Source organism: Azotobacter vinelandii CA (assembly GCF_000380335.1).
Lineage (GTDB): Bacteria > Pseudomonadota > Gammaproteobacteria > Pseudomonadales > Pseudomonadaceae > Azotobacter > Azotobacter vinelandii.
This window is the reverse complement of the sequence record NC_021149.1, coordinates 4,663,540-4,677,029: the sequence shown is the minus strand read 5'-3', so window position 1 is coordinate 4,677,029 and position 13,490 is coordinate 4,663,540. Positions and strand designations below refer to the sequence as shown.

Below are 13,490 nucleotides of genomic sequence, written 5' to 3'. Positions count from 1 at the left end.
ACCCTGAGGCGGATGTGCGCCTGTCAGGGGGAAAGGTTGGCACGTTTCTTTGGTTCTTGCTCCGGCGGGAGAGTGCTCGTCGTCGGGATGGTTCGAGTCAGAGGACTCTCTTCAACGGCTTCAACGGGCTTTTCCTCAAGGCGAGAGCAGCTCTCAAAAAATAGGTTACAGGTTATGGCTTGTCCTGCGGGAGCGCATTTTGCGCCATATCCTTGGCTCCGAGCTGCTTGCAAGGGGGACTGCTGCGATGGTGGGACCTGGGCAGGTTGAGCCTTGTAATTCGCAGGCAATCTTGTAATGTTGATACCTTTTCCATTCTTTGTCTGATGGGGTCTCATGAGGTCGATTGAAGAGCAGTTGGCGCTGATCAAGCGTGGTGCGGAGGAAGTCTTGGTCGAGGCTGATCTGGTCGAGAAGCTGAAAAGTGGCCAGCCTCTGCGAGTCAAGGCCGGTTTTGATCCCACTGCTCCAGATCTTCATCTCGGACATACCGTACTCATCAACAAGCTGCGCCAATTTCAGGACTTGGGACACCAAGTGATTTTCCTTGTGGGCGATTTCACCGGCATGATTGGTGATCCCACTGGCAAAAGCGCAACCCGACCTCCTTTAACTCGTGATCAAGTGCTGGAAAACGCTGAAACCTACAAGGCTCAGGTTTTCAAGATCCTCGATCCGGCCAAGACGGAGGTGGTTTTCAACTCTGCTTGGATCGAGCAATTGACACCGGCCGACTTCGTCCGGCTCACCTCCCATTGCACGGTTGCTCGCATGCTCGAGCGCGACGATTTCAGCAAGCGCTATGCTGCTAATCAGTCGATAGCCCTCCATGAGTTTCTCTACCCATTGATGCAAGGATACGACTCGGTTGCCTTGCGGGCCGATGTCGAGCTGGGGGGGACGGACCAGAAGTTCAATCTGTTGATGGGGCGCGAGCTGCAGCGTGTTTATGGCCAGAAATCCCAGTGCATAGTCACCATGCCTCTGCTTGAAGGCTTGGATGGCGTGAAGAAAATGTCCAAGTCACTGGGTAATTATGTTGGCATCCAGGAGCCGCCGGGAGTCATGTACGGCAAGCTGGTGTCCATCCCTGATTCGCTGATGTGGCGATACTTCGAACTCCTGAGCTTCCGTTCGATGGAGGAGATCGATGCTTTCCGGTCCGAGGTCGATCGAGGGGCCAATCCTCGCGACATCAAGATCAAGCTGGCCGAGGAGATCGTGACGCGCTTCCATGGAGAAGTAGCGGCCGCCAATGCGCACCGTTCGGCCGGGAATCGCATGAAGGATGGCGAGTTGCCGGAGAGTTTGCCCGAAATCCAGCTGCTTTCCACAGAAGATATGCCCATCGCTGCCGTTTTGAATAAGGCAGGCTTGGTCAAGAACGCTGCTGCAGCGCGTGATTTGCTCTCCTCTGGAGGGGTTCGAGTGGATGGTGCGGTGGTTGATCGTGGCTTCCTGTTTCAACTTGGTTCAACCCATGTCTGTCAGGCAGGCAAGAAGTCTTTTGCCAAAATTATCTTGAAGGCGGAATAACGGTTATCGGGTTTTTCCATCAACGCGATTCGGCTCGCCTGGGTTTGCCTTTCTCTGGTGGTGGCCTGCTTTATGTGGGCGGGCGCCATCGGTAGATAGGGTGATGCGCTTGTCAGGGAGGGCTTTCCTCGGCATCGGAAGCGAAGATCATTCGATTCAAGATGTCGTTCAGTCCTTGCTATGGATTGATTGCCCGCTCGTGGCTGCCGGCCTGATTTAAAAGAGTTTGAATTAAGTGTTGACGTTCCGTTTTCAGGTCCTATAATGCGCCCCACTTTCCGCCCAGCAGGGCAAGCCCTTGAAAATCAAAGGGTTGGCCGTGAGGCAGGGCAGGAAAGGGTCAGCGAAGCGGATGCGAAACACGTATCGAAACGCTTGACAGGTTCACGGGCTGCGGTAGAATGCGCGGCCTCGGACGGGGAAGCCCGGTCGAAACGCTCTTTAACAAAGTGGAATCAAGCAATTCGTGTGGGCGCTTGTGGCAAGCCTGGCATCGCAAGACAGTCAGCAAGTCCAAGCGACTCGTGAATTCATGAGTTATGGCGATTGCTGAGCCAAGTTTGGGATCTTAGGATCCGAACGAATTGAAACTGAAGAGTTTGATCATGGCTCAGATTGAACGCTGGCGGCAGGCCTAACACATGCAAGTCGAGCGGCAGCGGGACCTTCGGGTTGCCGGCGAGCGGCGGACGGGTGAGTAATGCCTAGGAATCTGCCTGTTAGTGGGGGATAACGCGGGGAAACTCGCGCTAATACCGCATACGTCCTACGGGAGAAAGTGGGGGACCCTCGGGCCTCACGCTAACAGATGAGCCTAGGTCGGATTAGCTAGTTGGTGGGGTAAAGGCCCACCAAGGCGACGATCCGTAACTGGTCTGAGAGGATGATCAGTCACACTGGAACTGAGACACGGTCCAGACTCCTACGGGAGGCAGCAGTGGGGAATATTGGACAATGGGCGAAAGCCTGATCCAGCCATGCCGCGTGTGTGAAGAAGGTCTTCGGATTGTAAAGCACTTTAAGTTGGGAGGAAGGGCGCTCGGTGAATACCCAAGCGTCTTGACGTTACCGACAGAATAAGCACCGGCTAACTTCGTGCCAGCAGCCGCGGTAATACGAAGGGTGCAAGCGTTAATCGGAATTACTGGGCGTAAAGCGCGCGTAGGTGGTTCGGCAAGTTGGATGTGAAAGCCCCGGGCTCAACCTGGGAACCGCATCCAAAACTACTGGGCTAGAGTACGGTAGAGGGTGGTGGAATTTCCTGTGTAGCGGTGAAATGCGTAGATATAGGAAGGAACACCAGTGGCGAAGGCGACCACCTGGACCGATACTGACACTGAGGTGCGAAAGCGTGGGGAGCAAACAGGATTAGATACCCTGGTAGTCCACGCCGTAAACGATGTCGACTAGCCGTTGGGCTCCTTGAGAGCTTAGTGGCGCAGCTAACGCATTAAGTCGACCGCCTGGGGAGTACGGCCGCAAGGTTAAAACTCAAATGAATTGACGGGGGCCCGCACAAGCGGTGGAGCATGTGGTTTAATTCGAAGCAACGCGAAGAACCTTACCTGGCCTTGACATCCTGCGAACTTTCAAGAGATTGATGGGTGCCTTCGGGAGCGCAGAGACAGGTGCTGCATGGCTGTCGTCAGCTCGTGTCGTGAGATGTTGGGTTAAGTCCCGTAACGAGCGCAACCCTTGTCCTTAGTTACCAGCGATTCGGTCGGGCACTCTAAGGAGACTGCCGGTGACAAACCGGAGGAAGGTGGGGATGACGTCAAGTCATCATGGCCCTTACGGCCAGGGCTACACACGTGCTACAATGGTCGGTACAAAGGGTTGCCAAGTCGCGAGGCGGAGCTAATCCCAGAAAACCGATCGTAGTCCGGATCGCAGTCTGCAACTCGACTGCGTGAAGTCGGAATCGCTAGTAATCGCGAATCAGAATGTCGCGGTGAATACGTTCCCGGGCCTTGTACACACCGCCCGTCACACCATGGGAGTGGGTTGCTCCAGAAGTAGCTAGTCTAACCCTCGGGAGGACGGTTACCACGGAGTGATTCATGACTGGGGTGAAGTCGTAACAAGGTAGCCGTAGGGGAACCTGCGGCTGGATCACCTCCTTAATCGAAGATCCGGCTTATCATAAGCACCCACACGAATTGCTTGATTCCCTGGCAAACAGCGATTGGGTCTAGACCCGAGAGTGAGACGATTGGGTCTGTAGCTCAGTTGGTTAGAGCGCACCCCTGATAAGGGTGAGGTCGGCAGTTCGAATCTGCCCAGACCCACCAATTGTCAAGGGTCGTGGCCGGTGTCGACCTCGCGCAAGGCAAGAGGGGCCATAGCTCAGCTGGGAGAGCGCCTGCTTTGCACGCAGGAGGTCAGGAGTTCGATCCTCCTTGGCTCCACCACCCACCACCATCGCTGAAAGCTTAGAAATGAGCATTTCCCATAGGGCGAATGCTGATTTCTGGTCTTTGCGCCAGAACCGTTCTTTAACAATTCGGGTATGTGATAGAAGTACGACGCGTCGATTGTTTCACTGCGATCGGCGTGGTCAAGGCAAATGTGCGAGTTCAAGCGCAAATGTTCGGCAAATGTCGTCTTCACACCAGCCAGGCACGGCCGCGAGGCCACAGATTGCTTGGGGTTATATGGTCAAGTGAAGAAGCGCATACGGTGGATGCCTTGGCAGTCAGAGGCGATGAAAGACGTGGTAGCCTGCGATAAGCGTCGGGGAGGCGGCAAACGGCCCGTGATCCGGCGATCTCTGAATGGGGAAACCCACCCGGCACAAGCCGGGTATCTTGTCCTGAATCCATAGGGGCAAGAGGCGAACCAGGGGAACTGAAACATCTAAGTACCCTGAGGAACAGAAATCAACCGAGATTCCCTTAGTAGTGGCGAGCGAACGGGGAGCAGCCCTTAAGTTGGCTTGGGATTAGTGGAAGGCTCTGGAAAGTGCCGCCGTAGCGGGTGATAGCCCCGTACACGAAAGTCCCTGGTCAATGAAATCGAGTAGGACGGCGCACGTGAAACGTTGTCTGAACATGGGGGGACCATCCTCCAAGGCTAAATACTCCTGACTGACCGATAGTGAACCAGTACCGTGAGGGAAAGGCGAAAAGAACCCCGGAGAGGGGAGTGAAATAGAACCTGAAACCGTATGCGTACAAGCAGTGGGAGCCCACTTCGTTGGGTGACTGCGTACCTTTTGTATAATGGGTCAGCGACTTATATTCAGTGGCAAGCTTAACCGTATAGGGGAGGCGTAGCGAAAGCGAGTCTTAATAGGGCGCCAAGTCGCTGGGTATAGACCCGAAACCGGGCGATCTATCCATGAGCAGGTTGAAGGTTAGGTAACACTGACTGGAGGACCGAACCGACTCCCGTTGAAAAGGTAGCGGATGACTTGTGGATCGGAGTGAAAGGCTAATCAAGCTCGGAGATAGCTGGTTCTCCTCGAAAGCTATTTAGGTAGCGCCTCGTGTATCACTGCCGGGGGTAGAGCACTGTTTCGGCTAGGGGGTCATCCCGACTTACCAAACCGATGCAAACTCCGAATACCGGCAAGTGCCAGCACGGGAGACACACGGCGGGTGCTAACGTCCGTCGTGAAAAGGGAAACAACCCAGACCGTCAGCTAAGGTCCCAAAGTCCTGGTTAAGTGGGAAACGATGTGGGAAGGCTTAGACAGCTAGGAGGTTGGCTTAGAAGCAGCCACCCTTTAAAGAAAGCGTAATAGCTCACTAGTCGAGTCGGCCTGCGCGGAAGATGTAACGGGGCTCAAACCAGGCACCGAAGCTACGGGTGCATCGCAAGATGCGCGGTAGAGGAGCGTTCTGTACGCCTGTGAAGGTGAGTCGAGAGGCTTGCTGGAGGTATCAGAAGTGCGAATGCTGACATGAGTAACGACAATGGGTGTGAAAAACATCCACGCCGAAAGACCAAGGGTTCCTGCGCAACGTTAATCGACGCAGGGTGAGTCGGCCCCTAAGGCGAGGCTGAAAAGCGTAGTCGATGGGAAACGGGTTAATATTCCCGTACTTCTGGTTGCTGCGATGGGGGGACGGAGAAGGCTAGGCCAGCTTGGCGTTGGTTGTCCAAGTTTAAGGCGGTAGGCCGATCACTCAGGCAAATCCGGGTGGTCAAGGTCGAGAACCGATGACGAGCCTTCCTTTACGAAGGCGAAGTGGTTGATGCCCTGCTTCCAAGAAAAGCCTCTAAGCTTCAGGTAACCAGGAACCGTACCCCAAACCGACACAGGTGGTCGGGTAGAGAATACCAAGGCGCTTGAGAGAACTCGGGTGAAGGAACTAGGCAAAATGGCACCGTAACTTCGGGAGAAGGTGCGCCGGTGAGGGTCAAGGATTTACTCCGTAAGCCCATGCCGGTCGAAGATACCAGGCCGCTGCGACTGTTTATTAAAAACACAGCACTCTGCAAACACGAAAGTGGACGTATAGGGTGTGACGCCTGCCCGGTGCCGGAAGGTTAATTGATGGGGTTAGCGCAAGCGAAGCTCTTGATCGAAGCCCCGGTAAACGGCGGCCGTAACTATAACGGTCCTAAGGTAGCGAAATTCCTTGTCGGGTAAGTTCCGACCTGCACGAATGGCGTAACGATGGCGGCGCTGTCTCCACCCGAGACTCAGTGAAATTGAAATCGCTGTGAAGATGCAGTGTATCCGCGGCTAGACGGAAAGACCCCGTGAACCTTTACTGTAGCTTTGCACTGGACTTTGAGCCTGCTTGTGTAGGATAGGTGGGAGGCTTTGAAGTGGGGACGCCAGTTCCCATGGAGCCATCCTTGAAATACCACCCTGGCATGCTTGAGGTTCTAACTCCGGTCCGTCATCCGGATCGAGGACAGTGTATGGTGGGCAGTTTGACTGGGGCGGTCTCCTCCCAAAGCGTAACGGAGGAGTACGAAGGTGCGCTCAGCGTGGTCGGAAATCACGCGCAGAGTATAAAGGCAAAAGCGCGCTTGACTGCGAGACAGACACGTCGAGCAGGTACGAAAGTAGGTCTTAGTGATCCGGTGGTTCTGTATGGAAGGGCCATCGCTCAACGGATAAAAGGTACTCCGGGGATAACAGGCTGATACCGCCCAAGAGTTCATATCGACGGCGGTGTTTGGCACCTCGATGTCGGCTCATCACATCCTGGGGCTGAAGCCGGTCCCAAGGGTATGGCTGTTCGCCATTTAAAGTGGTACGCGAGCTGGGTTTAGAACGTCGTGAGACAGTTCGGTCCCTATCTGCCGTGGACGTTTGAGATTTGAGAGGGGCTGACCTTAGTACGAGAGGACCGGGTTGGACGAACCTCTGGTGTTCCGGTTGTCACGCCAGTGGCACTGCCGGGTAGCTACGTTCGGAAGAGATAACCGCTGAAAGCATCTAAGCGGGAAACTCGCCTCGAGATGAGATCTCACTGGAGCCTCGAGCTCCCTGAAGGGCCGTCGCAGACTACGACGTTGATAGGTGGGGTGTGTAAGCGTTGTGAGGCGTTGAGCTAACCCATACTAATGGCCCGTGAGGCTTGACCATATAACGCCCAAACAATCTGTTGCCAGCCCCAGCGGGGCGGCACGGAGAGGGCGCAGCCGACAGGCCGAAGATTTGGCTGGACCGCACGCTGCCGGAAACAGGCTACCGCTATCACCTACCCGATTGGCTGTCGTGTCATCGACACGGCGGCAACCGAATTGCTTGACGATCATAGAGCGTTGGAACCACCTGATCCCATCCCGAACTCAGCAGTGAAACGACGCATCGCCGATGGTAGTGTGGGGTTTCCCCATGTGAGAGTAGGTCATCGTCAAGCGCCTTTTGCGAACCCCCGGACCGAGTCATCGGTCCGGGGGTTTTTGCTTGGCCCTGGCTCGTAGGTCCGCCCCGGCAAGGGCTCGTCTCTCTCCGCAGGCCCGTCGGGTGGCGCCCCGGCCGTTTTCCTCCGGGCGCGCCGCTGTTCCGTTCGGTCCCTGAGTGATCCCCACAAAATCACCCCAGCTCCAGCGCTTGCCGGTGGACCTCCCGCCGCAGGGCCAGCTCCAGATTCCGTAGCTTCTCCCGGGAAAGGTCTCCCGCGTAACGGCGTGCATACTCCAGCCCCAGCCGCCACAGCGACAACACGTGCCGGTCCTTGAGGCTGTTGCTCTGGAAATGCCGTTCGTGCCCCGCCTCCCGCGCCTGCAGGCCCAGTAGGCACAGCGCGTAGTTGGCCAGCACGGCGATCAGCAGCAGGATCTCGATGCGCCGCGGGCAGCGGCTGCGACGCAGCCCCAGACCGATCCCCAGCCGATGGCTCTTCAGGTCGCGGAAGCCTTCCTCGACCTGCCTGCGCCGCCTGTAGATCGCCACGATCTGCGCGGCACTCCACTGCGCCTCGGGCAGGTTGCTGGCCAGCAGCCAGGGCTCGCTTTCGCGCCGGGCGTTCTGCCGGCTGCGTTTGTCCCGGGCCACGCGTCCGGTGACGCGCCGGTGCTTGCGCCCCCGCGATGGATGCTTCACCGCGCAGAGCTGGGTGGACCAGGGCGCCGAGCGCGTCGTCTCGAGACGACCGAGCCGTTTCGGCGACGCCGAGGCCAGGGCATACAGGCTTTTCACCGGCTGCCACGACTGCTCGCCGAGCCGGCACAGGTCGCGGTTGCGCACGCGGCCGACGTAATGCCAGCCCTGCGCCTCGACGGCCTGGAACCAGGGCCGCCGGAAGCCCGCATCGGTGACCAGGATGGGCGTGCAGTCGGCCGGCAGCATCGCCGCCAGGGCCTCGAGCAGGCGCCGCTGGCAACGCGGGCAGCCTTCGCGCGGGGGGACGACTTCGCAGACCGGCAACGAGCGCCCGGCCAGCGGCATCGACGCTCGCAGCAGGAACAGGTTGCCGGTGGCATCGATCGGCGACCAGTCCACCAGGATCAACGGATGCCTGAGCGAGCCCAGCAGGGCGCGGAGCATGACCCAATAGAACAAGCCACGTTCGGCTTGAAGCTGCCGGTTGCCGAGCAGGCGGTCGATCCGCTTGATCGCCTGCCTGGGCCAGGCAGAGCCGGGCAGAGAGCGCCCCAGTGCGGTCAGGGTCAGGCGGCGGCCCTGCAGCAGGGCGGCTACCGCCGCCATCAAGGCTTCGAGACGGCGGGCATGGATCGTGGGGAGTGCCTCGGCGAAGGCGGCGTGCAAGAATTGGACGGTCTGCATGGGGCGGGGGACGCTGTTTTTGTTTGGCGACAACCAACGTCGCCCACCCATGCAGGCCTGTTCAAGCCCTACCTAACTGATTTTTCTGGGAAATTTCAGGGGATCACTCAGGGTCGGTACCCTTCTCGTGCGACACCTACCCTTGGGACTTGACGAAGCGTGACCGGAAATTTGACAATAATTCTTATTTTTTGCCGCCCGTAGCGGCTCGGTATTTCACTGGCTTGCTTCTCCTTGTCGTCCTACCAGATACATCGTTGGCTGTCTCGTGTAAGAGCCGAGCCCAGCGTTGTATCGTTTGAATAGGATGAGAGTACCGAACTCCTGCTCGATTTTGGTAATACACAAATTCAATCGTTTCATTCAAAAAGGAAACACGGTATGTCACGTATCGGCATCTTCTATGGCAGCTCCTCCGGCGTTACCGGGAAAGTGGCTGAAAAGCTTGCTGAGCTCTTGGGCGAGGAACGCTGCGATCTGTACAACATGGAAGAGGACTTCGTCGATTTCGACGATATGCTGAAATATGACCACCTGCTGTTCGGTTGCTCCACTTGGGGATCTGGCGAGGTGCAGAACGACTGGCGTGATCCGCTGCTCGAACTGGACAACGAGAAGCCCGACTTTTCCGGCAAGACGATCGCCCTGTTCGGTGCCGGCGACTATGTTTCTCACGGTGAGCAGTTCGTCAGTGCATTGGGCGTGCTGTACGATAAATTCAAGGCACGCGGTGCTGCCTTGGTCGGTAGCTTCCCGACTGATGGTTATACCTATGAGTATTCCTTTGCCGTGCGTGACGGCAAGTTTGTAGGCTTGCCGTTCGACAAAATCAACGAGGTGGATAAGACCGACGAGCGTCTTGAGCGCTGGATCGCCGTGCTACAGGAAGAGTTCCTGCCGGCTTGATCGAGTACCCAGGGCCTGCTTTTGATCGCCCAGCCCCCGGAGCTGGGGCATTTTCCCGAATGCCGCAAAACTGCTGCGCTGGTTTTGCGGCATTCGGCTAATGGCTTTCACAGCAGTTCGAACTGCTGCTTTCTTAGGCGTTGGCCGATCTGTTCCCGGCCATTCAGGGTTTCCACTTTCTTCAGCCGCTCTATCGCCTGGCTGCTCCAGTTGGCGCTAGGGAGGCCCTGTTGCCTGTAGAAATCCGCGAGGATGCGGTCGTAGCCCTCGACCGAGCCGGCTTCCGTGGGCGATACCCTGTAGGTTTCCCGGTGCAACACCAGTTCCTGTGGCAAGCGCGGCTTGATGGCCGCCGGGTGGACGGGGTCGGGGTAGCCAACGCAGAGGCCGAAGACCGGATACACCAGAGGTGGTAGGCGCAGTTCTTCAATGACCTCGGAAAGTCGGTTGCGCAAGGCTCCGATATAAACGGTTCCCAGACCCAAGGATTCGGCGGCGACCGCGGCGTTCTGTGCGGCCAGGGCAGCGTCGAGACTGGCGACCAGGAAACTGTCCAGGTAATCCACCGCTTCCAGCTCCGCGCCTTGTAGGTCCGCTTGGCGACGGATGCGGGAGAAGTCCGCCAGCCAGACCAGCAGCAGCGGCGCTTGGAGGATATGCGCTTGATTACCGGCGAGAGCGGCCAGGCGGGCCTTGCGTTCGGGATCGGCGACGGCCAGCAGGCTCCACGCCTGCAGATTGGAGGAGGTCGCGGCCGATTGGGCTGCAGCCAGCAGGGTCTCCAGTGTTCCTGCCGGCAATGGCCGGTCGAGGTAGGCACGGACGCTGCGGTGGGCGAGCAGGGCAGTGATGATAGGATTATCGATCACGGCGGGACTGGCTTCTGAGCCATAGCGTTGTTGCAGGAGGTCGGTGGGGGCTTCGGACATTGATGGATCCTCATCCTGAGTCGATGCAAGGTCTTGTACAAAAGGCTTCTCACCATAAAGCCAGGTGGCAATGCGGTGAAATAGCGGCTCGCTCTATGCTGATAACCTGTGCTTGTCGATGGGCGGATCTGCCTGATTTTCAATCAATTGGAGAATGTCGTGAGTCACGCCTTTTTTGTTGCCGGCACCGACACCGACATCGGCAAGACCACTGTCGCCTGTGGCCTTTTGCATGCTGCCCGGCAGGCAGGTCTGTCTACTGTGGCTGCCAAGCCCGTCGCCTCCGGCTGTGAGGGCACGCCCGCAGGGTTGCGCAATGGCGATGCCTTGGCGCTGCTCGGCGAATGTTCGCTGACGCTGGATTATGCCGAGGTCAACCCGTTCGCCTTCGCTCCTGCCATAGCTCCGCACTTGGCAGCATGCGAGGCCGGTGTCGAACTGACGGTGGCGGCTCTGCTTCCATCGGTGCGACTGATGTTGGCGCGTGGAGCCGACTTTGCCCTGGTCGAGGGTGCCGGTGGCTGGCGGGTACCCTTGTCCGGGCGTGAAAACTTGTCCGACCTGGCTGTGGCCCTCGGTCTACCGGTGATCTTGGTGGTCGGTGTGCGCCTGGGCTGCATCAACCATGCAATGTTGAGCGCCGAGGCGATCGCCCGCGACGGGCTGATGCTGGCTGGCTGGGTGGCCAACATCGTCGATTCGCATGCTTCGCGCCTGGACGAGAATCTCGCGACTCTTGCCGAGCGTCTGCCGGCACCCTGTCTGGGACGGATCCCCCGGTTGCGGGAAGCCACGCCGGCAGCCGTGGCCCGGTATCTCGACCTAGCCCCGCTCGGCCTGAGTTCCAAGGTATGAACAAGAATTGCCCGGCGCCGAATGCATTCCCAGGATTGCCCCGTTTCGTACGGAGCCGGCCGCTTCTTCGCCAAGATGACTGCTGCCTGACAGGCACGGGCTAAAATAGGTATCGGAAACAATACGTGCAATGATGGGGCGAGGCTCTGTGGGGATAGGGGGTTGTCTTCCGTGATCGCAGAGCTGTCCATACCTTTGATCCGAGTCGCCGAGGTATCGCCATGCCCGACTACAAGGCCCCCTTGCGGGATATCCGTTTCGTTCGCGATGAATTGCTCGACTACCCGGCTCACTACCGGAGCTTGCCTGGTGGGGCGGATGCCTCGCCCGATGTGGTGGACGCTATCCTCGAGGAGGGCGCGCGCTTCTGCGAGGAGGTGATCGCGCCGCTCAACCGGGTGGGGGATCTCGAGGGCTGTAGTTGGAGTGAGGCCGGAGTGAAGACCCCGACTGGCTTCAAGGAGGCCTACCGGCGTTTCGTCGAGGGCGGCTGGCCGAGTCTGGCGCATGCCGTCGAGCATGGTGGCCAGGGTTTGCCAGAGTCCCTCGGCGTCGCCATGACCGAAATGATCGGCGAAGCCAACTGGGCCTGGGGCATGTACCCGGGGCTGGCCCAGGGGGCGATGAATACATTGTCGGCCCATGGTACCGGGGAGCAGAAGGCGACCTATCTGGCCAGACTGGTGTCCGGCGAGTGGACCGGTACCATGTGCCTGACCGAGCCGCATTGCGGCACCGACCTGGGGCTTTTGCGCACCCGTGCCGAGCCGCAGGCCGACGGCAGCTATCGGGTCAGCGGCACCAAGATCTTCATTTCCGCCGGCGAACATGACCTGGCGGAGAACATCGTGCATATCGTGCTGGCCCGCCTGCCCGACGCCCCTCCCGGAACCAAGGGCATTTCGTTGTTCATCGTGCCGAAGTTCCTGCCGGCCGACGATGGTGGGCTGGGTGCGCGCAACCAGGTCTCCTGCGGCTCCATCGAGCACAAGATGGGCATCCATGGCAACGCCACCTGCGTGATGAACTTCGACGGCGCTACCGGTTTTCTGATCGGCCCGCCGAACAAGGGCCTCAACTGCATGTTCACCTTCATGAACACCGCCCGCCTGGGAACCGCATTGCAGGGCCTGGCGCATGCCGAGGTGGCTTTCCAGGGGGCGATCCGCTACGCCCGTGAGCGCCTGCAGATGCGTGCCCTGAGCGGTCCGAAGGCACCGGAACTGCCCGCCGACCCGATCATCGTGCACCCCGACGTGCGGCGCATGCTGCTCACCATCAAGGCCTTCGCCGAGGGCAATCGGGCACTGCTGTATTTTTCCGCCAGGCAGGTGGACATTGCCCGTTGCAGCCAGGACGCCGCGGAGCGTGCAGCGGCCGACCTTTTGCTGGGCTTCCTCACGCCGATTGCAAAGGCCTTCATGACCGAGACCGGCTTCGAGGCCTCCAGCCTCGGCCTGCAGGTCTATGGCGGGCACGGTTATATTCGCGAATGGGGCATGGAGCAGAACCTGCGCGACAGCCGCATCGCCATGCTCTACGAAGGGACCACCGGCGTGCAGGCGCTGGATCTGCTCGGGCGCAAGGTGCTTATGACCCAGGGCGAGTCGCTCAAGGTCTTCACCAAGATCGTGCACAAGTTCTGCAAGGCCCACGCCGAAGACGAGGGACTCAGGGTCTTCGTCGAGCCGCTGGCCCGGCTGAACAAGGAGTGGGGCGACATCACCCTGAAGATCGGTATGCAGGCGATGCAGGACCGCGAAGAGGTAGGGGCTGCCGCAGTCGATTACCTGATGTATTCCGGTTATGTCTGTCTGGCCTATTTCTGGGCAGACATGGCACGTGTGGCCCAGCAGAAACTGGCTGCCGGCAGCGGCGAGGCGGCTTTCTATAATGCCAAGCTGCAGACTGCACGCTTCTACTTCGCCCGCATTTTGCCGCGCACCCGTGCGCACGTGGAGGCCATGCTCAGCGGTGCCGGCCCGCTGATGGAAATGGCGGCGGAGGATTTCGATTTGGGCTATTGAGGACCGGCGTCCTGCCCAAGGTTTCAGGACAGGCGGCAATGA

General features: G+C 58.7%; 6 protein-coding genes, 2 tRNA genes and 3 rRNA genes. 9 read left to right on the top strand and 2 right to left on the bottom strand.

Annotation, left to right across the window (positions count from 1 at the left end; genetic code table 11):
- The first annotated feature begins 336 nt into the window (after nucleotides 1–336).
- From tyrS to rrf, 6 genes are all read left to right on the top strand, one after another.
- The gene (gene tyrS / locus AVCA_RS20970) at nucleotides 337–1,536 is read left to right on the top strand and encodes a tyrosine--tRNA ligase (protein ID WP_012703072.1); all 1,200 of its coding nucleotides are present in this window, start codon (nucleotides 337–339) and stop codon (nucleotides 1,534–1,536) included.
- Nucleotides 1,537–2,123: 587 nt separating this feature from the next.
- Nucleotides 2,124–3,659 (top strand): 16S ribosomal RNA (locus tag AVCA_RS20965).
- Nucleotides 3,660–3,750: 91 nt separating this feature from the next.
- A tRNA-Ile gene (locus AVCA_RS20960) sits at nucleotides 3,751–3,827 on the top strand.
- Nucleotides 3,828–3,871: 44 nt separating this feature from the next.
- Nucleotides 3,872–3,947 (top strand) — tRNA-Ala (locus AVCA_RS20955).
- A 245-nt stretch (nucleotides 3,948–4,192) separates the two neighbouring features.
- Nucleotides 4,193–7,084 (top strand): 23S ribosomal RNA (locus AVCA_RS20950).
- A gap of 161 nt (nucleotides 7,085–7,245) precedes the next feature.
- Nucleotides 7,246–7,361: ribosomal RNA gene (rrf, locus tag AVCA_RS20945) — 5S ribosomal RNA — on the top strand.
- Together the 16S, 23S and 5S rRNA genes with 2 tRNA genes alongside form the textbook arrangement of a ribosomal RNA operon.
- 176 nt (nucleotides 7,362–7,537) lie before the next feature.
- On the opposite strand, the gene AVCA_RS20940 is transcribed toward rrf, so the two are convergent.
- Nucleotides 7,538–8,731, bottom strand: a complete 1,194-nt coding sequence (locus AVCA_RS20940) for an IS4-like element ISAzvi5 family transposase (RefSeq protein ID WP_012703070.1) — start codon at nucleotides 8,729–8,731, stop codon at nucleotides 7,538–7,540.
- Nucleotides 8,732–9,112: 381 nt separating this feature from the next.
- Here AVCA_RS20940 and AVCA_RS20935 point away from each other — a divergent pair, with 381 nt between their 5' ends.
- A complete protein-coding gene (locus tag AVCA_RS20935) occupies nucleotides 9,113–9,637 on the top strand; it encodes a flavodoxin (protein WP_012703069.1) in 525 nt (174 codons plus the stop codon).
- Nucleotides 9,638–9,744: 107 nt separating this feature from the next.
- Here AVCA_RS20935 and AVCA_RS20930 read toward each other — a convergent pair whose 3' ends face one another.
- Entirely contained in the window at nucleotides 9,745–10,566 is an 822-nt protein-coding gene (locus AVCA_RS20930) for a nitroreductase family protein (protein ID WP_012703068.1), read from the bottom strand.
- A gap of 159 nt (nucleotides 10,567–10,725) precedes the next feature.
- On the opposite strand from AVCA_RS20930, the gene bioD reads away from it, so the two are divergent.
- Both bioD and AVCA_RS20920 read left to right on the top strand, forming a co-directional pair.
- Entirely contained in the window at nucleotides 10,726–11,421 is a 696-nt protein-coding gene (gene bioD / locus AVCA_RS20925) for a dethiobiotin synthase (protein WP_012703067.1), read from the top strand.
- Nucleotides 11,422–11,642: 221 nt separating this feature from the next.
- Nucleotides 11,643–13,448: an acyl-CoA dehydrogenase C-terminal domain-containing protein gene (locus tag AVCA_RS20920; RefSeq protein ID WP_012703066.1), complete on the top strand. Its 1,806-nt coding sequence runs from the start codon at nucleotides 11,643–11,645 to the stop codon at nucleotides 13,446–13,448.
- The last annotated feature ends 42 nt before the right edge of the window (nucleotides 13,449–13,490 follow it).